Source organism: Sinomonas susongensis (genome assembly GCF_005877005.1).
GTDB lineage: Bacteria > Actinomycetota > Actinomycetes > Actinomycetales > Micrococcaceae > Sinomonas > Sinomonas susongensis.
Genome location: NZ_SSNH01000001.1, coordinates 347,215 through 368,395 on the forward strand (window position 1 = coordinate 347,215; position 21,181 = coordinate 368,395).

The 21,181-nt window shown below is 68.9% G+C and carries 19 protein-coding genes; 9 read left to right on the plus strand and 10 right to left on the minus strand.

Annotation, left to right across the window (positions count from 1 at the left end; translation table 11 throughout):
* Window positions 1–8: 8 nt before the first annotated feature.
* Both E6A21_RS01660 and E6A21_RS01665 read right to left on the minus strand, forming a co-directional pair.
* Window positions 9–299, minus strand: a complete 291-nt coding sequence (locus tag E6A21_RS01660; protein ID WP_138442382.1) for a hypothetical protein — start codon at window positions 297–299, stop codon at window positions 9–11.
* 87 nt (window positions 300–386) lie between these two features.
* Window positions 387–1,310: a LysR family transcriptional regulator gene (locus E6A21_RS01665; RefSeq protein ID WP_138442383.1), complete on the minus strand. Its 924-nt coding sequence runs from the start codon at window positions 1,308–1,310 to the stop codon at window positions 387–389.
* Between the two features lie 93 nt (window positions 1,311–1,403).
* Here E6A21_RS01665 and E6A21_RS01670 point away from each other — a divergent pair, with 93 nt between their 5' ends.
* Window positions 1,404–2,657, plus strand: coding sequence for an MFS transporter (locus E6A21_RS01670; protein WP_138442384.1), 1,254 nt, complete (start codon window positions 1,404–1,406; stop codon window positions 2,655–2,657).
* Window positions 2,658–2,769: 112 nt separating this feature from the next.
* Window positions 2,770–2,973 carry a cold-shock protein gene (locus E6A21_RS01675; RefSeq protein ID WP_138442385.1) on the plus strand — a complete coding sequence of 68 codons (204 nt, stop codon included), beginning with the start codon at window positions 2,770–2,772 and terminating at the stop codon, window positions 2,971–2,973.
* A 28-nt stretch (window positions 2,974–3,001) separates the two neighbouring features.
* On the opposite strand, the gene E6A21_RS01680 is transcribed toward E6A21_RS01675, so the two are convergent.
* The 3 genes from E6A21_RS01680 to E6A21_RS01690 form a co-directional block, all read right to left on the minus strand.
* Window positions 3,002–3,628, minus strand: a complete 627-nt coding sequence (locus E6A21_RS01680; protein ID WP_138442386.1) for a TetR/AcrR family transcriptional regulator — start codon at window positions 3,626–3,628, stop codon at window positions 3,002–3,004.
* A 267-nt stretch (window positions 3,629–3,895) separates the two neighbouring features.
* Complete coding sequence (locus tag E6A21_RS01685) at window positions 3,896–4,765, minus strand: class II glutamine amidotransferase (protein ID WP_138442387.1); 870 nt, start codon at window positions 4,763–4,765, stop codon at window positions 3,896–3,898.
* 33 nt (window positions 4,766–4,798) lie between these two features.
* Window positions 4,799–5,551: a hypothetical protein gene (locus E6A21_RS01690; RefSeq protein WP_138442388.1), complete on the minus strand. Its 753-nt coding sequence runs from the start codon at window positions 5,549–5,551 to the stop codon at window positions 4,799–4,801.
* Between the two features lie 133 nt (window positions 5,552–5,684).
* Here E6A21_RS01690 and E6A21_RS01695 point away from each other — a divergent pair, with 133 nt between their 5' ends.
* From E6A21_RS01695 to E6A21_RS01720, 6 genes are all read left to right on the plus strand, one after another.
* On the plus strand, window positions 5,685–6,617 hold the full coding sequence (locus tag E6A21_RS01695) for a ketopantoate reductase family protein (RefSeq protein ID WP_171041220.1): 933 nt from the start codon (window positions 5,685–5,687) through the stop codon (window positions 6,615–6,617).
* Window positions 6,618–6,652: 35 nt separating this feature from the next.
* Entirely contained in the window at window positions 6,653–7,657 is a 1,005-nt protein-coding gene (locus E6A21_RS01700) for a LacI family DNA-binding transcriptional regulator (protein WP_138442389.1), read from the plus strand.
* Window positions 7,658–7,754: 97 nt separating this feature from the next.
* Window positions 7,755–9,380 carry a xylulokinase gene (locus E6A21_RS01705; RefSeq protein ID WP_138442390.1) on the plus strand — a complete coding sequence of 542 codons (1,626 nt, stop codon included), beginning with the start codon at window positions 7,755–7,757 and terminating at the stop codon, window positions 9,378–9,380.
* Entirely contained in the window at window positions 9,377–10,078 is a 702-nt protein-coding gene (locus tag E6A21_RS01710; protein WP_138442391.1) for an L-ribulose-5-phosphate 4-epimerase, read from the plus strand. Before E6A21_RS01705 ends, E6A21_RS01710 begins: the two co-directional genes overlap by 4 nt.
* Window positions 10,078–11,595 carry an L-arabinose isomerase gene (araA, locus tag E6A21_RS01715; protein ID WP_138442392.1) on the plus strand — a complete coding sequence of 506 codons (1,518 nt, stop codon included), beginning with the start codon at window positions 10,078–10,080 and terminating at the stop codon, window positions 11,593–11,595. The genes E6A21_RS01710 and araA overlap by 1 nt, the downstream gene beginning before the upstream one ends.
* Entirely contained in the window at window positions 11,596–13,512 is a 1,917-nt protein-coding gene (locus E6A21_RS01720) for a glycoside hydrolase family 127 protein (RefSeq protein ID WP_138442393.1), read from the plus strand. It begins immediately after the preceding gene.
* A 126-nt stretch (window positions 13,513–13,638) separates the two neighbouring features.
* On the opposite strand, the gene E6A21_RS01725 is transcribed toward E6A21_RS01720, so the two are convergent.
* The 5 genes from E6A21_RS01725 to E6A21_RS01745 form a co-directional block, all read right to left on the minus strand.
* Window positions 13,639–14,544, minus strand: coding sequence for a carbohydrate ABC transporter permease (locus E6A21_RS01725; protein WP_138442394.1), 906 nt, complete (start codon window positions 14,542–14,544; stop codon window positions 13,639–13,641).
* A 1-nt stretch (window position 14,545) separates the two neighbouring features.
* Window positions 14,546–15,487 (minus strand): carbohydrate ABC transporter permease, encoded by a 942-nt coding sequence (locus E6A21_RS01730; RefSeq protein ID WP_138442395.1) that lies wholly within the window; start codon window positions 15,485–15,487, stop codon window positions 14,546–14,548.
* 28 nt (window positions 15,488–15,515) lie between these two features.
* Entirely contained in the window at window positions 15,516–16,868 is a 1,353-nt protein-coding gene (locus tag E6A21_RS01735) for an extracellular solute-binding protein (RefSeq protein WP_138442396.1), read from the minus strand.
* On the minus strand, window positions 16,865–18,385 hold the full coding sequence (arfA, locus tag E6A21_RS01740) for an arabinosylfuranosidase ArfA (RefSeq protein WP_138442397.1): 1,521 nt from the start codon (window positions 18,383–18,385) through the stop codon (window positions 16,865–16,867). Before arfA ends, E6A21_RS01735 begins: the two co-directional genes overlap by 4 nt.
* A 125-nt stretch (window positions 18,386–18,510) precedes the next feature.
* Window positions 18,511–19,509 carry a LacI family DNA-binding transcriptional regulator gene (locus E6A21_RS01745; protein WP_138442398.1) on the minus strand — a complete coding sequence of 333 codons (999 nt, stop codon included), beginning with the start codon at window positions 19,507–19,509 and terminating at the stop codon, window positions 18,511–18,513.
* Window positions 19,510–19,647: 138 nt separating this feature from the next.
* On the opposite strand from E6A21_RS01745, the gene E6A21_RS01750 reads away from it, so the two are divergent.
* Entirely contained in the window at window positions 19,648–21,069 is a 1,422-nt protein-coding gene (locus E6A21_RS01750; protein WP_171041221.1) for an Nramp family divalent metal transporter, read from the plus strand.
* The last annotated feature ends 112 nt before the right edge of the window (window positions 21,070–21,181 follow it).

Genomic DNA, 21,181 nt, shown 5'->3' on the forward strand with positions numbered 1-21,181 from the left:
GCCTGTGCCTACTGCTCGGACCGCCGGCGGTTGGATTCCGCGAAGCGTTCCGCCACGTAGCTGCCGATCCCCACGGCGGCGACGACGGGCCACTCCAAAACTCCGACGACGCCGGCAGCGGCAAGACCGCCGAACCAGAGCAGGCGCTTCGGCTCCATCAGCTCCGCGACGGCCGGGATCTGGGGCACGGTGAAGGTGATCTCCTGACCGCCGATGCCCCCGCGCTGGGACGATGCGGCCGATTGCTCCTTCTCGTTGGCGGGTGCTGTTTCCCTCTCGTTGGCCATGTCCGAAGCCATCTCATCCTCCTGGAATCAGCAACGTCCGGATATCGGAGACCCATAAGTAAACACTCCCCATGCGGGAAAGGGAAGGCCTCGCAGAGGTCATCGTTCCGTTCGGGAGGCGCCACGCGGCCCTTGTGCGGCGCGATGATAGGCGCGGTCGTAGGCGCGCATGACGGCGAGCTCGGCCGCCGTCGGCTCCCGCGCCGCCGAGCGCGCGAGCTGCAGGCGCCACTCGAGGGCTGTAGGCACGGTCCACAATCCCGATGCGGGGTGGCGATCCAGAACCGAGGCGGCGACGAACGCGACTCCGAAGTTCCTCTGGACGAGCTCGACGGCGGTCTGGAATCCGACAACTTCGGCCTGGACGGTGCGCTCGGCGCCCGCTGCCTCGAAGGCTGCATCGACCGCCATCCGGTTGCCCCAGCCTTCGGGGAAGTCGATGAAGCTCTCGCCGGCGAGGTCCGCGGGGGAGACAGCGGTGCTGCCTGCAAGGCGATGCCGTTCCGAGCAGATGAAGACGAGGGGCTCCGTGTGCAGGGGCTGGAGGATGACGCCCGGGACCCTTGCCGTCGGAGAGGCCACGATGGCGAGGTCGAGGACTCCAGCGCGCACATCCTCGAGGCTTGAGCGCGTTCCTTGAGTCGTCTGTCGGAGTTTGACGACGACGCCGGGGTCCTCCGCGTGCAGGTCGCCGAGGACATCTGCCGTGTCGATCGGACCGACGTGCGTGAGCGTGCCGAGGACGACCGTGCCACGGACGACGCCGCGCACGCCGTCGACGGCGTCCTTCGCGGCCGCAACCCCGGCGAGGACCGCGCGTGCATGCGGAACGAGCGCCTCCCCGGCGGGCGTGAGGCGGATGCGGCGGCCGAGGCGGACGAAGAGGTCCGTGCCCAGCTCCCGTTCAAGCTGCCGCACCCCGGAGGACACGGCGGATTGGACCACGTGAAGGCTGCGCGCGCCACCCGTGAAGCTCATGCCTTCGGCGACCGCGAGGAAGTACTCGAGCTGATGCAGCTGCATGTCACCGAGTATGCGGGAAGTATCTCCATAGGAGATGGGATTGAGCACAAATAAGTGTTGGACGCGATCGTTCGACCCTCGGAGACTTGGAGCATGAACAGAAAACCTCTCCTCCTCGAACGGCCGAAGGCCGGCCTGAAAGCGGATCTGTCTTCCGCACGCCGCGGTCACGGCCTCGGATTCTGGACAGTGACCGGCGTGTTCACCGCGACGATGGCCTTCGCCACGGTCCCGACGCCCTTGTACGCGGTCTATCAGCGTGACCTCGGCTTCGGGCCGTTCGTGGTCACGCTCGTGTTCGCGGCCTTTGCGCTCGGAGTCGTGACGAGCCTGTTCCTCGCGGGGCACCTCTCGGACCAGTTCGGCCGACGCCGTGTGATAGCGCCCGCCGTCGCACTCAACGTGCTCTCGGCTCTCGTGTTCATGGTGTGGCCCGCCGTTCCCGGACTGTTCATGGCGCGGTTCCTCAGCGGAATCGGCGTCGGGATGATCACGGCGACGGCGACCGCGCACCTGACGGAGCTCAACAGCGCTGCCCGGCCGGGCACGGGGCACCGACGGGCCGAGGTCGTGGCCACAGCGGCGAACATCGGCGGCCTCGGCCTCGGACCGCTCGTGAGCGGCCTGCTCGCTGATCTTGCGCCCGCCCCGCTCTTCACGCCCTACGTCATCTTCGCGTTCGTCCTCGTCGTCGGCCTCCTGCTGATCGTGACGGTTCCCGAGACCGCCACCGGGTCGGACCAGTGGGCGTACCGTCCGCAGAAGATTGCCGTCCCCCGTGCCGGGCGGAGCCGATTCCTGGCCGCCTCGCTCCTGGCCCTCGTCGGATTCGCGATGTTCGCCTTCTTCACCTCGCTCGCGCCTCAGTTCATCTCGGGCCAGCTCGGGATCCACTCCTTCGCGGCCTCGGGATCAATCGCGTTCGCAGTATTCGCGGCGTCCGCCCTCGCCCAGATGGTCTCTGCCCGCCTGAGGCCCAGGACCCAGCAGACCACGGGGCTCGCGCTGCTGGCCGTCGGGCTGGTGCTCGTGACTGCCGCCATCGTGTCGGCATCCCTGCCGTTCCTCGTGGTGGGCGGCGTAGTCGCAGGGGCAGGCGCTGGCGTGGCCTTCAAGCTCGCCGTCGCATCTGTCGTACGCCTGGCTCCCGAGGAGACCCGGGGCGAAGCACTGGCCGGCCTCTTCCTCAGCGCGTACATCGGCATGTCGCTGCCCGTGATCCTGCTCGGGATCGTCCTCCAGATCATGCCGCCCGCCCCTTCGGCCCTGCTCTTCGGATGCCTCATGCTCCTCCTGCTCGCGCTGGCCGCCGTCACCGCGGTCCGCGCGCGGCTCACCGAAGCCTGATTCGCGGCGGGTCTTGGCGACGAGGCGAAGCGCACATAGGCTTTCGACGGGGACAGCGCGAGACCTCTGCCGCGAAGTGCGGCCTCGGCGTGTCCCAGGGAAAGGCAGCACCATGGCTACAGGCACCGTGAAGTGGTTCAACAGCGAAAAGGGCTACGGCTTCATCGCTCCCGACGACGGGTCCGAGGACGTGTTCGCGCACTACTCGGAGATCGACGCACGAGGCTTCCGCAGCCTCGACGAGGGACAGAAGGTCGAGTACGAGGTGGGCCAGGGCCAGAAGGGCCCGCAGGCACAGCAGATCCGCCCGCTCTGAGCTCGAGCCGCTCTGAGCTCGAGCGAGGTCAGGCGGGGTCGGCCGCAGCTGTCATCGGGTTCGGACTGCTGTGGCGCTCGATGAGGTCGGCGGCGAGTTCCTTCGCCCTTGCCGCGGCCCTCGCATCTCCCTCCACGGCGGCGACCATCGATCCCTTCAGGAGGATGTGCACTGACCATGCAAAGTCCTCTGGGTCCCGCAGCCCTGTCGTCCTCGCGAGCGCGGCGATCTGGGTGCGCGTGTCCTGCAGGTAGGACAGGCTCGCCCGCCCGAGAGGGTGGTCGACCCCCATCTCCATGAGGACGTGCAGGAAGCTGCTCACCTGTGCCGCCCCCTCTTGGAACCAGTCGTCGAAGACGTCGAAGATCGCCAGTACGGCGTCGCCGTCCTTGTTCCCGTACCGGTCCACGGCGCTCTCGATCGCGGCGGTCCGAGCCTCGTACCAGCGCTTCAGGTAGGCGAGGACGACATCGTCCTTGCTTCGGAAGTGCCTGTAGAAGGTGGCCTTGGCCACCCCCGACCTCTCGATCAGCTCATCGACGCCGGTGGCCCTGATGCCCTGGCGCGCAAGGAGGTCGTAGGCGGCCGTGACGATGCGTTCCCGTGCATCGACGCGTTCTGCTGTGCGGTCCTCGCCTGAGGCGTCCGGCTCCATGGACTCATGCTACGGCAGGCGGCGATCGAGGCAGGGGCACCCAGCGGTGGCCCGCGGCGGGCTCCCGTCCTGTGAAGTCACGCCATGAACGGCTCTGATGCCGTTACCTCCGCAAGGGAGGCTTGTGATGAGGCCGGCTTGGGAACCCCTGGAAAGGCCATGAGTCGACGTGACGGGCCCGGTGCTCCCTCACGACACCGAACTGGTCGTGGGCCGGACCCGCCACTCCTGCTGGCCTACCCGCGGGCACGCTTCCAAAACCCACTCCTAGCTTCCGTGGGGCTTCTGGGAGGCCGCAGCGTTCGGGTCGAGATCCGAGAGCTGGAGCTGGATCGCGGGCCGGTCCGGGAAGGGGCGGGTCGCTGTCGGGCGGAGGTCGGGGCCCACATGGAGCAGTTCGCCGGGCTCCATGAGGCGCCACCGCACGTCGTCGTCCATCGGCTGGGTGGCGACGAGGACATGGTCCGGGATGTCGTGGCTCCGGACGCTGATCCTCGGGCTCGTTGTCTCGAGTCGGCGAGGGGCGGCGGCTGGCCCGGCATGGTCCTCGCGGACGTAGAGCTCGTGGGACTCGGGGTAGCGCAGGGCCCAGAGATCGGTGGCCGTGGTGATGATGAAGTTGAGGCTGAAGACCGGGAGATTGCCGGCTATCCATGTCACTGCTCTGACGATGCCTTCTTCGAGGTTCCCGTCGGCATGGCGGGTTTCGGCAGTGATGAGGGCGAACATGCGCTCGCTGTCGGTCTCGCCGTGCACGAGACCTGCCGCACCGACGTCCTCCAGCCGCCGTTCGAGCCTGTCCAGTCCGGCGAAGGCCCCATTGTGGGCGAAGAGCCTCCCGGACTGCTCGAACGGGTGGGTGTTGACATACGTGTGCGCTCCAGTGCTCGCGTAGCGAACGTGGGCTATGAAGGTCGTGCTCTCGAGGTCCCTTGCCTCCCGTGCGAAAGCACGGTCCTGCCAGGCCGCCACGGATTGCTTCTCCACGTGCGGGCGTCCCTCGGGGGTGAAGACTCCCACACCCGTTCCATCCGGTTCTCGCCGGCTCTGTTCCGACAGGCTCTCCGGCGCGTCCAGCAGCCAGAAGGTCGCCTTGGCCCGAGTTCTACCCGAATGCAGTCCGAACAGGCGACACATGGGCCCTCCCAGGCTCTTCTGACGGCGCTGGCCTCACTCTACCGGCCCGAGTTCCGGACGCAGCGCGTCCGGGTCGAACGTCCTGTGCTCTCGCACCGCGTCAGCCCATCGTCCCGGATCATTCAGGTGCTCGCGGGCGAAAGACGAGACTGGGTCGGCAGGTTCGTGCATGCATGTCCATCCGAGGTAGGGAACATTGCTTTCGTAGGCCAGGACAAAGGTCATCAGGAAGGCCCCTGCCCGTTTCCGCACTTCGGTGTCCGCTGCGAGGTAGTCGATCTGCGGGAGGGATGCGAGGGCGAACGCCTCGGTGTCCTCCCTGGCGTCCCGGGGCGGCTGCGGGACCTCCCCGGTTTCGAAAACCTTGAGCGCGACGGGCAGCGCTGTGTCCCTGAGATCCTCGTCGCCGTCCCCGCAGATGCCATCGAGCACTTCGCGGTACGCGAGCGTGTTGGCGACATTCGCCGACATGATGCCGCAGGCCGCACCGAGGGCCATGGTTCCTTCCCGTTGGGCGCTTCCATGGTTCTCGATACTGTCCGCGACGGTACTGGCGAGCATCCCGACCGCTTCGCAGATCTGGCGCCTCGCCGGGGGCGTCGCCTCGGGGAAGTCGTCGGCGAGCGTCCGGAGGGTGCGGGGCGGGAGGAGCGCGAGCGCCGTTCGGGCGGTGGGCTCGTCGGTCGGCCAGAGGCGGCCATCGAAGCCCATGAGGATTCCGGTCTCGGGGTCGGCGAGCGGGCAGAGCATGGACAGGACACTGTGTGCTTCGTCTGCATGGGTCATCTGGATTGTCTTCCCGCTCAAGCGGGGCTCAACACATCGCCTTGGCAGGGAGCAGGGGAAGAGACGATTATCGAGGGACGGCGTGCGGGCGACCGGGCGGAAGAGCCGCCCCCCGCAGGGCAGGAGACATGGCATGAGGATTCTGATCGCGGGTGCCGGTGCGACTGGCGGATATTTCGGGGCCAGACTCGTCCAGGCGGGGCGGGATGTGACGTTCCTGGTGCGGCAGCGCCGCGCGGATCAGCTGGCTCGCGGACTGCGGCTCGTCAGCCCGGGGAGCGAGGAGACCATTCCCGTTCGGGCGCTCACTGCCGAGCAGCTCGACGGCGACGGCCCCTACGATCTCGTGCTGCTGGCGCTGAAGGCAGGCGCGCTGGAATCCGTCCTCGGGCAGATCGGCCCCGCCATCGGACCCGAGACCCTCATCCTCCCGTTCCTGAACGGCATGCGTCACCTCGAGCTTCTGAACGAGCGGTTTGGCGAGGAACGGGTGCTGGGTGGCTCGGTACGGGTCGTCACCCTCGTTGAAGGCGACGGCGCGATCCGGCAGGTCCTGCCGTTGGCGGAAATCGTACTGGGGGCGCAACCCGGAGGGCCCGCCGAGCGGGCGGCCGCCGTCGGGCGCGAGCTTTCCGTGCCGGGCTACGACCTGCAGGTCACGGAGCAGGTGCTGGCTGCGATGTGGCACAAGTGGGGATTCATCGTCGCCGCGGGCGTGGGATCGATCCTGATGCGGGCGAACTTTGGCGAAATCGCGTCCCTGCCGGAAGGCGTCGAGTTCATCGCTGCGGTGCTCTCCGAGACGGAAGCCGTCTTGGCCGCCTACGGCTACCCCATCTCCGACTCGTCGCATCAGGCGAGCCTCGGGATGCTCGCCCAGCCAGGCCTGCCCTTCATTCCTTCCCTCTACCGAGACTTCACCGGGGGAGGGGAACACGAGGGGGAGCACCTGCTGGGCGACTTCACCGCAAGAGCGGGGAAGGCCGGCGTCGAGACCCCGATGACCGACCTGGCGCTCCTGCAGGTTCGCGTCCACGACTTCGCAAGGGAAGCCGGGCAGCGGTAGGGCAGCCTGCCCGGCGGCCAGCTTAGGATGGCGCCGTGACCCAGAACGCAGAAGTCCGTGCCCCAGGCGTCCGAGAAGTCGCCGCGGCCGCGGGCGTGTCGCGCCAGACGGTGTCGCGGGTGCTGAACGATTCGCCGCGGATCAGGCCGGAGACGCGTGAGCGGGTGCTAGCCGCCATGGCCGAGCTCCAGTTCCGGCCCAACAGGGCGGCGCGGATGCTCACGACGGCGCGCTCGCGGACGATCGGGGTCCTCGCTTCGTCGGCGTCATCGCTGTACGGCCCGGCGTCGAGCCTCGACGCCGTGGAGAACGCGGCACGCGAGGCGGGCTATTTCGTCACGGTGGCCCACGCGCCGTCGCCGGCGGAGGAGGATCTGCTGGCGGCGCTGGGCCATCTCGTGGACCAGTCGGTCGACGGGATGGTCGTCATTGCGCCGCAGCAGCGCGTGCAGGAGGCCATGGCGTCGGTGTCCTTCGGCGTCCCGACGGTCGAGCTCCACGGAGCCGGCACCGGGGACGAGGCAGGGCTCTTCGTGGACCAGGTCGAGGGCGCGCGGCTCGCGGTCCGGCACCTCGTCCGGAAGGGGCATCGGAAGATCCTGCACGTGTGCGGCCCGCTCGACTGGGCTGAGGCGCGCGCGCGCCGCGAGGGGTTCCTGCTGGAGACGGAGGCGTCCGACGCCGAGGGGGTCGTCTCGCGCGAAGGCGACTGGACGGCGGCTTCCGGGGCCGAGATCGCCGCGGAGGTTCTCATGGACCCGAGTATCACCGCCGTCTTCTCCTCCAACGACCAGATGGCCCTCGGCGTCCTGCACGCCGCCCGCCTCGCCGGACGCAGGGTCCCGGACGACCTCGCCGTGGTGGGTTTCGACGACGTCCCCGAGGCCGCCTTCTTCGCGCCTCCGCTGACGACCGTGCGCCAGGACTTCGCCGAACTCGGCAGGCGATGCGTCACCCGTCTCGTTGCGCTCATCGAGGGCGCCGAGGTCGCATTCGACGATCCGGTGGCGCCCGAACTCGTCCCCCGCTCGTCCACCTAGTCCCGGCGAGGCGCATCGAGGCTTGACATTGCCCCTGAGCCTCGGCCTATGCTCGTTTCACATCACCATGTGACCGGTCACAAGAAGGGCGGCGACAATGACGTCAAGGCGGACGGGCCCTCCCGGGCACGACGCGATCGTCGGGGGCCGCACCGCACTCGGCATCGAGCTCGGATCGACTCGGATCAAGGCGTGCCTGATCGCCGCCGACGATCCCTCCATCGTCCTCGCGGTGGGCAGCCATGAGTGGGAGAACGAGTTCTCCGACGGCATGTGGACGTACTCCCTCGAAAGTGTCTGGCGCGGCCTCCAGGCTGCGTACGCGGACCTCGTGGAAGATGCCGAGCGCCGCCACGGCGTCCGCCCGGAGGCCTTCGGCGCCATTGGCGTCTCGGCCATGATGCACGGCTATCTCGCGTTCGACGCCCAAGACGAGCTCCTCGTCCCGTTCCGCACCTGGCGCAATACGACGACGGGGCCCGCCGCAGCCGAGCTCACCGCCCTGTTCGGGGTGAACATCCCGCTGCGCTGGTCCATCGCCCATCTGCATCAGGCGGTCATCGACGCCGAGCCCCACGTACCCGAAATCCGCTTCTGCACGACCCTGGCCGGCTACGTCCACTGGCGCCTCACCGGCCAGAAGGTGCTGGGCATCGGTGACGCCTCGGGCATGTTCCCGATCGACCCGACCACGAATGGCTACGACGCCGCACTCGTCGCCCGCTACGACGGCCTCGCCGACGGACGGTTGCCCAAGCTCCTCGAGCTGCTGCCCGACGTCGTCGTCGCGGGCCAGCCCGCGGGGCGCCTCACCTCGGAAGGCGCGCGGCTGTTGGACCCGACGGGCGTGCTCGAGCCGGGCACCCCGCTGTGCCCGCCGGAGGGCGACGCCGGCACCGGGATGGTGGCGACCAATTCGGTCGCGCCGCGCACCGGCAACGTCTCCGCCGGCACGAGCATCTTCGCGATGGTCGTGCTCGAACGCCCACTCTCGGCCGTGCACCACGAGCTGGACCTGGTGACCACCCCGGCGGGCGACCCGGTGGCCATGGTGCACTGCAACAACGGTGCGAGCGAGCTCGCGGCCTGGGCGGCGCTCTTCCATCGCTTCGCCGCCATCGCCGGCGCGCCCGTCGAAACCGACGCGGTGTATGAGGCGCTGTTCCGCGAGGCCATCCACGGAGAGCCCGATGGGGGCGGAGTCCTTGCCTACAACTATCTCGCCGGGGAACCCATCACGGGCTTGGAGCACGGACGTCCACTCGTTCTGAGGACGCCTGAGAGCCGCTTCACGCTGGCGAACTTCGTCCGAGCCCAGCTCTATGGCGTCTTCGGCACCCTCGCTCTGGGCATGAGGGTGCTCGCACACGAGGGCGTCGGATTGGACCAGATGTTCGCGCACGGAGGCATGTTCCGCACCGCGGGGATCGCGCAGCGGTTCCTGGCCGGCGCGCTCGGAGCACCCGTGTCCGTCGCCCAGACCGCCTCGGAGGGCGGGGCCTGGGGTATCGCGGTGCTCGCCGCCTACCTCTCGGCCGGGGAGAGCGCCGACCTCGGCGCCTACCTGTCCGAGCGGGCCTTCGGCGGCTTCCGGTTCGAGACGACCGACCCAGACCCCGACGACGTCGCGGGCTTCGCGGCGTACCTCGAGCAGTATCGCGCCGGCCTCGCGGTCGAGGAGGCCGCCGTCCGGGCGATTGCCCTGAAAGGAGCCACTGCATGAGCAGATCCGAGACCCCGGCCGTGCGGGGCACCCGCGAACGGGTGGCAGCGCTGCACGCAGAGCTGGTCCGCTATGGCCTTGTCGTGTGGACTGGCGGCAACGTGTCGGGCCGCGTCCCCGGCGAGGACCTGTTCGTCATCAAGCCGAGCGGCGTGGACTACGCCGAGCTCGCGCCGGAGAACATGATCGTCTGCACCCTCGACGGCGAGGTCGTCCCCGGCTCCCTCGGATCGGAGCGCTCGCCGTCGTCGGACACTGCCGCGCACGCCTATGTGTACAGGCACATGCCCGACGTCGGGGGAGTCGTGCACACGCACTCGACGTATGCGACGGCCTGGGCCGCGCGCGCGGAACCGATCCCGTGCGTGATCACCGCGATGGCGGACGAGTTCGGGGGCGAGATCCCCGTGGGCCCGTTCGCCATCATCGGTGACGACTCGATCGGGCGAGGCGTTGTGGCGACACTGTCGGGGCACCGCAGCCGGGCCGTGCTCATGCAGAACCACGGCGTGTTCACCATCGGCCGGGATGCTCGCGACGCCGTCAAGGCCGCCGTCATGGCCGAGGACGTCGCCCGCACCGTGCACATCGCGCGCCAGGGCGGCCCCCTCGTCGCCATCCCGGAGAAGGCGATCGACAGCCTCTTCGACCGCTACCAGAACGTCTACGGACAGAACCCGGAAGGATCCCTCGCCTGATGCCGAAGCTCACCACCACCCTCGATGCCTACGAGGTCTGGTTCCTCACCGGCAGCCAGCACCTCTACGGTCCCGAGACCCTGGCGCAGGTCGCAGAGCAGTCCCGACGGATCGCCGAGGAGCTCGCGGCGGCCAAGGCCGTGCCCGTGAAAGTGGTCTGGAAGCCAGTGCTGACCGATGCGGACGCGATCCGCCGGATCGCGCTCGAGGCCAATGCGGACGACCGGGCGATCGGCCTCATCGCGTGGATGCACACGTTCTCCCCGGCCAAGATGTGGATCGCGGGCCTGTCCGCCCTGCAGAAGCCGCTCCTCCACTTCCACACCCAGGCCAACGTCGAACTCCCATGGGGCGAGATCGACTTCGACTTCATGAACCTGAACCAGGCCGCGCACGGCGACCGCGAGTTCGGGTACATCCAGTCCCGGCTCGGCGTGCCGCGGAAGACCGTCGTCGGGCATGTGTCCGATCCCCGCGTGGCCGAGCGCATCGGCACGTGGGCGCGCGCGGCGGCAGGCTGGGCTGCGACCCGGTCCCTCAAGCTCGCCCGCTTCGGCGACAACATGCGCTTCGTGGCCGTCACCGAGGGGGACAAGACCGAGGCCGAGGCCCGCTTCGGCGTCCAGGTCAACACCTGGAGCGTCAACGAGCTTGCCCAGGCCGTCGAGTCCGCGGAGCCTGGTGCCGTCGACGCGCTCGTGGCCGAGTACGAGGACCTCTACGACGTTGCCCCCGAGCTCCGCCGCGGCGGGGACCGGCACGGGTCCCTCCGCGACGGAGCCGCAATCGAGCTCGGCCTGCGCTCCTTCCTCGAAGGCGGCGGCTTCGGCGCCTTCACGACGAGCTTCGAGGACCTCGGATCGCTCAAGCAGCTGCCGGGGCTGGCCGTCCAGCGGCTCATGGCTGAGGGGTACGGCTTCGGCGCCGAGGGCGACTGGAAGACGGCGGTCCTGGTGCGCGCCGCGAACGTCATGGGCGCAGGGCTGCCCGGCGGGGCCTCCCTCATGGAGGACTACACCTACGACCTCACCCCCGGCGCCGAGCGCATCCTCGGCGCCCACATGCTCGAGGTCAGCCCCTCGCTCACCACCGCCCGTCCCTCCCTCGAGGTCCACCCGCTCGGCATCGGCGGCAAGGACGACCCCGTCCGCCTCGTCTTCACCGCGGACCCCGGGCCCGCCGTCGTCGTCGCCCTCTCCGACATGCGGGATCGTTTCCGCATCGTCGCCAACGCCGTCGAAGTCGTCGAGCCATCGGCCCCGCTGCCGAAGCTCCCCGTCGGCCGCGCCGTGTGGAAGCCCGCACCGGACTTCCACACGTCGGCTACCGCGTGGCTCGAGGCGGGCGCCGCCCACCACACTGTCATGAGCACCGCAGTCGGGGTCGAGGCGTTCGAGGACTACGCCCGCATCGCCCGGACGGAGCTCCTCGTCATCGACGAGGACACCACTGTTCGCGGCTTCGCCCGTGAACTCCAGTGGAACGCGGCGTACTACCGCCTCGCCCAGGGCATCTGAGTGGCCGCCGCGACGCGCACTCTAGGAGGGCCCGTACGCCCGCGGCAGTCCAGGCTCCGGCCCCTCGGACCTCACGAGGTTCGGATCGCCGGCGGCTTCTGGGGCGAGAAGCAGGCACTCAACGCCAGCTCGATCCTCGGGCACTGCCTCCATTGGATGGAACGCATCGGCTGGGTGGAGAACTTCGACCGCGTCGCCGACGGGACCATCGGGGCGCAGCGCCACGGCGTCGAATTCGTCGACTCCGAGGTCTACAAGCTCCTCGAGGCCATGGCGTGGGAGCTCGGACGCAACCCGACGCCGGAGCTCGAGCGCCGGTATGAGGACTTGGTCCGACGGGTCGCCGGCGCCCAGGACCCGGACGGCTACCTCCATACTGCGTTCGGCCACGAGGGGCAGCGCGGACGGTACTCGAACCTCGAATGGGGCCACGAGCTGTACTGCGCCGGTCACCTCATCCAGGCCGCCGTCGCGCGGCTCCGCACGGGCCACGACGACCTCCTCGTCGACGTCGCCCGGCGCCTCGCCGACCACATCTGCCGCGAGTTCGGCCCGCGGGGCCGCGAGGCGGTCTGCGGCCACCCTGAGATCGAGCCGGCGCTCGCCGAGTTCGGCCGGGCGACGGGCGAGGAACGCTACGGCGAGATGGCGGCGCTGTTCATCCGGCGCCGCGGCCACCGCACCCTCAGGAGCACCCTCTTCCAGGGTCCCGACTACTTCCAGGACGACGTGCCGGTCCGCGACGCGGAAGTCCTGCGCGGCCACGCGGTGCGCGCGCTCTACCTCTCGTCGGGTGCGGTCGACGTCGCGTCCGACACCGGCGACGCCGCGCTGCTGGCCGCCGTCGAACGCCAGTGGGAGCGCACGGTCTCCCGCCGCACCTACATCACGGGCGGGATGGGTTCCCGTCACGAGAACGAGCAGTTCGGAGAGGACTACGAGCTGCCGCCGGACCGCGCCTATTCCGAGACGTGCGCGGGCATCGCGTCGGTCATGCTCAGCTGGCGACTGCTGCTCGAGACGGGCGAGGCCAAATACGCGGACCTCATCGAGCGCACTCTCTTCAACAACGTCCTCGCCTCGCCTCGTGGGGACGGCCGTGCCTTCTTCTACAGCAACACCCTGCATCAGAGGGCGCTGGGTGTGGAGCTGGCCCAGGACGAGCTCAGCGAGCGGGCGGAGGCCTCCCTGCGCGCTCCCTGGTTCGAGGTCTCGTGCTGCCCGACCAACGTCGCGCGCACGCTCGCGAGCGTGGGCTCCTACTTTGCCACCGCGGACGACGGCGGTGTGCAGCTTCACCAGTTCGGCGACCTCGACATCGCGACCCAGACCGGCGAGGGCCAGACCGTGCGCCTCCGCGTGCGGACGCGGTACCCCGAGGACGGACTCGTGACCATCGTGGTGGACGAGGAGGCCGAGTTCACCCTGGCCATCCGCATCCCCCCGTGGGCCCGCGGGCTCGCCTCTGCCGAGCACGACGGCGAGGCCCTCGCGGTCGCGGGGGACTACCTCACGCTGCGACGCCGCTTCGGGGCCGGGAGCACCGTCCGCCTTTCCCTGCCGATGGCCGCGCGACTTGTGTGGCCCTCGCCTCGGATCGACGCGACCCGCGGCACGGTCGCCGTCGAACGCGGTCCCCGGGTCCTGTGCCTCGAGTCGGTCGACTTCCCCGACGGCGTCCCATTCGAGGACCTCGAGATCGATCCCGGCCAGCCGCTCCGGTCGGAGGGCAGCGACACCGCCGTTTCCCTCCGCGTCCGGCAGCTCGACGAGCCCGACGGACTGCCGTACGGGCGCAGGCCGGAGGTGCGCAGCGACGGAAGCCTCGACGCCCGGCTCACACCCTACGCGGACTGGGCCAACCGGGGCCCCAGCAGGATGAGGGTCTGGATCCCGGCGGTCATCCGCACGGCCTGACTCTCGATCAGCCCAAAACGGCGCCAGCCCAAAACGGCGCCAGCCCAAAACGGCGCCAGCCCAAAACGGCGCGGCGTGCCTCCCCCCAGAGAAGGCGCGCCGCGCCGTTGTGCCCAGTGGGCTCCCCTACCCCTTGAGCCCGCTTCCTGCGACGCCCTCGACGATGCGGCGCTGGAGGAAGAAGTAGATGATCACGAGCGGCAGGGCACCGAGGATCGCCGACGCCTGGATGTCGGCCAGCCGCTGCCCGTACGAGCCCTGGACCGTGGCGAGACCGACCGGAATCGTCATGAGCTTGGGGTTCGAGAGCGTGAACAGCGGAAGGATGAGGTTGTTCCAGACGGTCACGAAGGTCAGGATGCCCACCGCGGAGACCACGGGCCGCGAGAGCGGCATGATGACCGACCAGTAGATGCGCCAGTAGCTCGCGCCGTCGACCCTCGCCGCCTCCTCGAGCTCCCGCGGGATCCCGTCGAAGAACTGCTTGAAGATGAAGACTGCGACGACGGCCGGCACCTGCGGGAGGATGACCGACCAGTAGGTGTTGAGCAGCCCCAACCCCGCCAGCTCCCGGAACACGGGGACGACGAGGACCTGGGTCGGGACCATGATGCCGGCGACGACGAGCAGGAAGACGAGCTTCCGCCCGCGGAACTGCATCCGGGACAGGGGGTAGGCCGCCATCGACGCGAACGCGACCGTGAGGATGACCGTCAGCGCCGAAGTGATCGCACTCGAGAGGTACCAGTTCCAGAGGTCGCCCGAGCCGAGCAGCGCGGTGTACGAATGCCCGGTCAGCTGGGTGTCGGAGAGGATGGCGGGCGCCCCGAGCGATGCGGTTGCGTTCGACGAGAGCGACGTCTTGATCGCCCAGAGCGTCGGGAGGAGCCAGAGCACCGCGAGCAGTGCGAGCACGACGGCGGCGGCAGCCCGGAACCCGCGCGCCCCCTTTCCGTTGAGGGCCGTGTTGGAGGCCGGGGCGGCGGCCGAAGTGATGGAGCGGCGGCTTCGGGCTGTCTGGATGGTCGCCATGTCAGGCCCTCGCTTCCTGTGCTCGGGTGATGAGCTGTCGCACGGCGGCGATCAGCAGGATCACGATGAAGAGGAGGACTGACGCGGCCGAGGCGGCTCCGACGCGGTCGCTCGTGAACGCCGTATTGGCGATGAACGTGAGCGCCACGTCCGTGGACTGCCCGGGGCCGCCGCTCGTCATGAGGTAGATCTGGTCGAAGATCTTGAGGCTCGCGATGATCTGGAGCAGGACCACGAGCGTCGTCGTCCTGCCGAGCAGCGGGATGGTGATGAAGCGGATCTGCTGCCACGGGGTCGCACCGTCGACCGCGGCCGCCTCGTAGAGTTCGCGCGGGATCTCCTGCAGGGCCGCGAGGTAGAGGATGAAGTTGAACCCGATGGTCCACCACACGGTCGCTGCAGCGACCCCGGCCATTGCCCAAGCCGGGTCCGCGAGGACGGGCGTCGGGGTGAGGCCCAGGAACGACTGCAGTTCGTTGAGCAGGCCCGTGTTCGGCGTGAAGATGAACGACCAGATGAGCGCTATAGAGGCCGACGGCAGGATGAAGGGGACGAAGAAGGCCAGGCGGAAGAACCACTGGCCGCGCCCCACCCGGTTCGTGAGCACGGCCATCACGAAGCCGAGCACGACGAGGGGCGGGGTCGTGTAGAGGGTGAACTGGACGGTATGCCACATGGCCGACCAGAAGTCCGGACGCGTGAGCATCTCGGCGTAGTTGCCCAGTCCGGCGAAGCTGCCGAAGCCGGACTGGACCAGGCTCGTGTTGAAGACGCTGGCGACGAGCATGTACAGCGTTGGGCCGATGAGGAAGGCGAGGTAGACGATCGCGAACGGTGCGATGAAGAGCCACGCAGGGCGGCTCTGACGGGGCTTCTGGCGGGCGGTCGCGCTCGTCGTCGAGCCCGTTCTCGGGATTCTGAGGCCAGGGGTGATAGTTGTCATGGGAGATCTCCGCTCTTGATCCCGCTCGTCAGAGGGGATTCGCTGCGTGCAGATACGGGGACAGCTGTGAATTGATGTTCGCGAGCCCCGCGTCCGGAGAGGCGAGGCGCTGCTGGACGAGCGCGATCTGCGCCCCGACGATGTTCTCGAAGACGGATCCTGAGCCCGAGTACCACGCGAGCGAGTCGTAGTGCGTGTACTGCGCGACCTCGGAATAGCTCGCCTGCGGCTCGAGCTTCTGGTACTCGCTGCTGTTGAGCGTGGGCAGGTAGGCCGGGATGTGGCCGCCTTGGGCCCAGGTCATGCTCTGTTTGAGCATGGCCGCGATGAAGCCCATCGCGCGCTGGGTCTCTTCCGGAGTGCGGTCCTTCTTCGGGAGGACGAACGTGTGGGAGTCCGCCTGGGCGGCCTTCCTGTCGAAGAGCTGGGGGAACGGCGCCATGCCGAACTTGAGGCCCTTGACGGCCTGTGCCGTCGTCAGCTCCCATTCGCCTTCGAGGTAGAACGCCGCCTTTCCGGTGAACATGAGCTCCTCGGCACCGGCATAGTCGGCGGTCGGAGCGAGCCAGCCCTGGGTGCTCATCCGCTGGATGTAGGCAAGCGTCTTCCGCGCGAGGTCTTGGTTGACCGTGATGCTGCGCCCGCTGTCTCCGAGGAATGGCGTACTGCCGTCCATCTGGGAGTAGAGCGTCTGGAAGAAGCGCCACGGCGTCGCGTAGTCGCCCACGCTCGCGGAAGCCACCGCATGGGCACCGGTTGCCTTCTTCGCGGCGTCGAGTGCCGCCTCCCACTGGTCCACGCCGCGGATGGGCTTGAGCTGGCCGTTCCCGTCGAGCAGCCCCGCCTTCTCGCACACGTCGACGTTGTAGAACAGCACGAAGGGGTGCGTGTCGAGCGGAATGGCGAAGTTCTGACCGGCTCGCTTCTGGTTTGCCCACGCGTTCTGGTTGAAGTCCGACGCCGCGAGGCCCGCGCTCGCGAGCATGCCGTCGGTGATCGGGGTGAGCAGGTCCGCCTCGGCAAGGTTCTGCATGCGGGTCAGGTGCGAGACCGCGACGTCCGGGGGCTGGCCGCCCACGGTCGCCAGCGTCAGCTTCGTGTAGTAGGGGTCGCCCCACGCGAAGGTCGCTGCCGTGAGGGAATTCGCGCCGTTCTGCGCGGTGTAGCTGTTGAGCATGGTCTGGAGCCGCGCCCCGTCGCCGCCCCCGAAGAGGTTCCAGAATGCAACGGTCGAGGTGTCGAGCTGCGTGTGGACCAAGCCCGCCGCAATCGGCGAGTCGCATCCCGAGAGCAGCGGTGCTGCCCCGAGGGCCGCTGCGCCGGCGAAGAGGCCGCGGAGGAGAGTGCGACGGCGGACGCCGCCTTCCGGGAGCGCGCTCATTGCTCTCGGCCCAACTCGACCACCGTCCAGGACACGGGCGGCAGCGTCACGTGGAGGAGGCTGTCCTCCTCCTTCGCGAGGCCATCGCGAGGCACGACGGCGCCAGGGTCCTCTGCGCTGTTGCGCCGGTACGGGTCGTCGTCGGTCAGGACGCTGACCTTGCGGACGCGGGCTTCGTGGAGGGAGGCGAGGTCGATTTCAACTTCGATCGTGGTGTCCGGGGTCCTGTTGACGAGGAAGACCGCGCCCGAGTTCGCTTCCTCGTCCCACGTCGCGATTCCGTCGACACTCGACACCGTCCCATGCCCCGCGGTCTCGTGGGTCGGGGCGTCGAGGTGCAGGGGGACTGCGACTCCTCGAGCCAGCCGCGCCGCTTGGGCGAACGGATGGAAGATGGTCTGCCGCCAGGCCGGGCCGCCCGGTTCGGCCATGATCGGGGCGATCACGTTGACCAGCTGGGCCTGGCACGCCGCGGTGACGCGATCGCAGTGCTTGAGGAGCGAGATGATGAGCCCCCCGACCACGACGGCGTCTGCGACGTTGTACTTGTCTTCGAGGAGCGCCGGGCCGACCGGCCAGTCGTCTCCCGTCGGGACCTTGGATTCGTCGCGGGACTGGTACCAGACGTTCCACTCGTCGACGGAGATCGAGATCTTCTTGCTGCTGCGCCGCTTGGCGCCGACGTGGTCCGCGGTCGCGATGATGGCCTCGATGAAGTGGTCGAGGTCGACTCCGGACGCAAGGAAGCTCGCGAGATCGCCGTCCTTCTCCTCGTAGTAGCGGTGCAGGGAGATGTAGTCGACCTCGTCGTAGCAGGCCTCGAGCACCGTGCGCTCCCAGTCGCCGAAGGTCGGCATGAAGGGGCCCGAGCTTCCGCACGCGACGAGTTCGAGGTCGGGGTCGGCCATGCGCATGGCCCGCGCCGCGCCGAGGGCTGCAGTGGCATAGGCCTCCGCATCCATGTGGCCGATCTGCCACGGCCCATCCATCTCGTTCCCGAGGCACCACATGCGCACCCCGTAGGGATCCTCGTGGCCGTTCGTCCGCCGGAGGTCCGCCATGGCGGTCGGCGCCGTGCCGTTGACGTAGTCGAGCAGGTCGACGGCGTCGAGGATTCCTCCCGTGCCGAGGTTCACCGCCCACATCGGTTCGACGCCGGCTTTGCGGCACCAGCTGAGGAATTCGTCGGTGCCGACCTTGTTGGGCTCGAGGCTGTGCCACGCGAGGTCCAGCCGCGCCGGCCGCTCCTCGACCGGACCGATGCCATCGCGCCAGCGGTATCCGGAGACGAAGTTGCCGCCGGGGTACCGGACGATGGTGGCGCCGAGCTCCCGGACGAGTTCGAGGACGTCGGTGCGGAAGCCCTCCTCGTCTGCGGTGGGATGCTCCGGTTCGAAGATGCCGGTGTAGACGCAGCGCCCGAGGTGCTCCACGAACGAGCCGAAGATGCGGCGGGAGACGGGAGCGAGTGCCTGGCGCGGATCGAGCACGCCACGGGCTGTGGTGGGGGACGACATAGGACTCCAATCAGTTGCGGCGCCCGCTGGGCGAGACCACTTCAATGTGATCTGCGTCTCACGTTACATCGTTGTAATCGAGGCGGCAAGAGATTTTGTGACCGGTCCCATGTTCGGGCACGCCGTCAGCCCGTGCTGGCGCGGCGCTGGATGGAGAAGGGGACTGTGACCGCCCGCGGAGCGCGGCCCCGGTTCCCGATCTGCTCGAGGAGCAGCCGAACGGCTTCCTCGGCCATCGCGCGGCGGCTGAAGCTGACGCTCGTCAGGGAAGGAACCACATAGGGGCTCATGTCGAGATCGTCGAACCCTGACACTGAGACGTCGTCGGGCACCGAGAGGCCCGCAGAAGCCAGGACTGAGAGCGCCCCGTAGGCCAGGCTGTCCGTGAAGCAGAAGAGGGCGTCCGGGGGATCGTGCCGAGCCAGAAACGCGGAGAGCGCCCCGGCCCCGCCTGCGGAGTGCCAGTCCTCGCACACGATCTCGAGCTCCGGGTCCCACGGCAGCCCCAGCTCGGCGAGCGCCTCGCGGTAGCCGCGCGTGCGGGTTTCGGCCGTCGCGGCGGCGCCGGGGCGCCGCGCACCTAGGACGGCAATGCGTCGTCGTCCGCCCTCGGCGAGCATCCTCGTCACTGCTCGTGCTGCGCCTACGCTGTCCACGCCCACCGCGTCGACGATGTTCTGCTGCACCTCGCCCAGGATCACGGCGGGCGGCAGGACGATTCCCGGCGTGACGGCGCTCTGGTCGAGCACGAGGGGGTTGAGGATTAGGCCGTCGACGAGGTTGGCGCGCGCCTTGGTGAGGAGCTGCAGCTCGCGCTCAGGGTCGTAGCCGGTCTCCTCGAGCTGGATGGCAAGCCGATGACGGTGGGCGGCCTCGACGACTTCGTGGACGAGCTCGGCCGAAAACGGCGTGCTCAGATCGGGCAGGGCGAGGGCGATCAGGCCCGAACGTCCGTTGCGCAGCCCGCGGGCCGAAAGATTGGGGACGTAGTCGAGGGTCGCCATGGCGGCTTCGACCCGGTCCCGGGTATCGGGGTTGACCCGAACCGTCCCGTTGACGACGTTGGAGACGGTCTTGGGCGACACGCCGGCAAGACGCGCGACGTCTCTGACCGTGGCCCTCATCCGCGCCTCCCATGTTGAGCATGGCACTCGCCATGGCTCTCGATTCTTTCACGTCTTCCGGACGGGCAGATGGGGGTGCTGCTGCCTGAAACGCCCGCATGGGGGTATGCACCGGGGGAGGGAGACAGGGAGGAAGCAATGGCGGTGCATGACGACGGTGCGTGGCGAGACCGCACGGTCGAAGAACCCGGTGGCTCCGTTCCTGTCGGGAGCGAACACGAGGACACAGGCGGCAGCCGCGAGCCGGAGGACTCGGGGGACGGGCGGCCGAAGCTGCGGCGCGCGCTCGCGGCCCTGGGCCCCGGCCTCATCACGGGCGCCGCCGACAACGACCCTTCGGGTGTCGCGACCTACGCCCAGGCCGGCGCCATGTTCGGCAACGCGAGCCTGTGGGCAGTGCCGGTCACCCTCCCGCTCATGCTCGCCGTCCAGGAGACCGCGGACCGCACCGCGCTTGCGACGGGACAGAGCCTCGGCGCGCTTGCCCGCAGGAAGTTCGGCCGTGGTGCCCGGACCGTACTTGCCGTGCTCCTCGTGGTTCTTCTCGTCTCGAACGTGCTCCAACTGAGCGCGGATCTCATGGCCGTGGGCTCCGGGATGGAGATGCTGCATGGCGGGCCGGCGCAGCTCTGGAGCGCGGTCGCAGGAACCGGGATCCTCGTGGCGATGCTCACGGGCTCGTTCGAGTTCGTCGCGCGGCTCATCAAATGGCTCTGCCTCTCGCTGCTCGCGTATTTCGGCGTGCTCGTCGTGACGGGAGTCGACTGGGCGGACGTCGGCTCAGGGCTCCTCGGCACCCAGTTCGAATGGAACTCGGACTATCTCGGCATCATGGTCGCCGTGCTCGGCACCACCATCTCGCCGTACCTCTTCTTCTGGCAGAGCTCCAACCGGATCGAGCAATTGCGGAGCGAGGTAGGTGGCGACGAGAGGCCTTCGCAGGTGCGGCTCACCGCGAGGAATCCGCGCGCGGCGCGCCGCAAGTGGGTCGATGCGCGAGTCGACGTCTTCACGGGGATGGTGTTCTCGCAGCTCGTGATGTTCGCCGTCATCACGGCCACGGGTGCCACGCTCGGCACGCACCACCTCGAGATCAGGACGGCGGCCGACGCCGCGAATGCGCTCGCTCCCATTGCGGGCCCCGCGGCGGCCGCCCTCTTCGCGGTCGGCTTCATCGGTTCGGGCGTCCTCGGGGTGCCTGTCCTCGCGGCGTCGGCGTCGGCGGGCATCGCAAGCCTCACTGGCAGGAGCTGGGGCCTGGACCGCACGCCCCGGCAGTCTCCTCTCTTCTATCTCCTCGTGGCCCTCGGCACTCTCGCTGCGATCGGTCTGAGCCTCGTCTACCGGGACCCGATCGGCCTCCTGGTCTTCAGCTCGGTCGTCCAGGGGATCGCGGCGGGCCCGTTCCTCGTCGTCCTCATGCTTGTCTCGTCCGACCGGAAGCTCATGGGGGAGCACCGCAACCGGACACTCTCGACTGTCTTCGGCTGGGCGGCGACGCTGCTCATGTCGATCGCGGGCATCGTCGGAATCTGGCATACAGTGACGAGCGGCCCCTGACGTCGGTGCTCGGGCAAAGCGGAGCGATTGGTCCCTCAGCGCCTGCGAGGGGCGGGCCCCGGAGTCGCGCGGGCCGACTGATTGGGATTTCCCAATCGGCTCCGTTCGAGGG

Excerpts from the sequence above, each read along its gene's own strand:
- E6A21_RS01660 (WP_138442382.1), bottom strand. The coding sequence starts at position 299 with ATGGCTTCGGACATGGCCAACGAGAGGGAAACAGCACCCGCCAACGAG.
- E6A21_RS01665 (WP_138442383.1), bottom strand. The coding sequence starts at position 1,310 with ATGCAGCTGCATCAGCTCGAGTACTTCCTCGCGGTCGCCGAAGGCATG.
- E6A21_RS01670 (WP_138442384.1), top strand. The coding sequence starts at position 1,404 with ATGAACAGAAAACCTCTCCTCCTCGAACGGCCGAAGGCCGGCCTGAAA.
- E6A21_RS01675 (WP_138442385.1), top strand. The coding sequence starts at position 2,770 with ATGGCTACAGGCACCGTGAAGTGGTTCAACAGCGAAAAGGGCTACGGC.
- E6A21_RS01680 (WP_138442386.1), bottom strand. The coding sequence starts at position 3,628 with ATGGAGCCGGACGCCTCAGGCGAGGACCGCACAGCAGAACGCGTCGAT.
- E6A21_RS01685 (WP_138442387.1), bottom strand. The coding sequence starts at position 4,765 with ATGTGTCGCCTGTTCGGACTGCATTCGGGTAGAACTCGGGCCAAGGCG.
- E6A21_RS01690 (WP_138442388.1), bottom strand. The coding sequence starts at position 5,551 with ATGACCCATGCAGACGAAGCACACAGTGTCCTGTCCATGCTCTGCCCG.
- E6A21_RS01695 (WP_171041220.1), top strand. The coding sequence starts at position 5,685 with ATGAGGATTCTGATCGCGGGTGCCGGTGCGACTGGCGGATATTTCGGG.
- E6A21_RS01705 (WP_138442390.1), top strand. The coding sequence starts at position 7,755 with ATGACGTCAAGGCGGACGGGCCCTCCCGGGCACGACGCGATCGTCGGG.
- E6A21_RS01710 (WP_138442391.1), top strand. The coding sequence starts at position 9,377 with ATGAGCAGATCCGAGACCCCGGCCGTGCGGGGCACCCGCGAACGGGTG.
- araA (WP_138442392.1), top strand. The coding sequence starts at position 10,078 with ATGCCGAAGCTCACCACCACCCTCGATGCCTACGAGGTCTGGTTCCTC.
- E6A21_RS01725 (WP_138442394.1), bottom strand. The coding sequence starts at position 14,544 with ATGGCGACCATCCAGACAGCCCGAAGCCGCCGCTCCATCACTTCGGCC.
- E6A21_RS01730 (WP_138442395.1), bottom strand. The coding sequence starts at position 15,487 with ATGACAACTATCACCCCTGGCCTCAGAATCCCGAGAACGGGCTCGACG.
- E6A21_RS01735 (WP_138442396.1), bottom strand. The coding sequence starts at position 16,868 with ATGAGCGCGCTCCCGGAAGGCGGCGTCCGCCGTCGCACTCTCCTCCGC.
- arfA (WP_138442397.1), bottom strand. The coding sequence starts at position 18,385 with ATGTCGTCCCCCACCACAGCCCGTGGCGTGCTCGATCCGCGCCAGGCA.
- E6A21_RS01745 (WP_138442398.1), bottom strand. The coding sequence starts at position 19,509 with ATGAGGGCCACGGTCAGAGACGTCGCGCGTCTTGCCGGCGTGTCGCCC.
- E6A21_RS01750 (WP_171041221.1), top strand. The coding sequence starts at position 19,648 with ATGGCGGTGCATGACGACGGTGCGTGGCGAGACCGCACGGTCGAAGAA.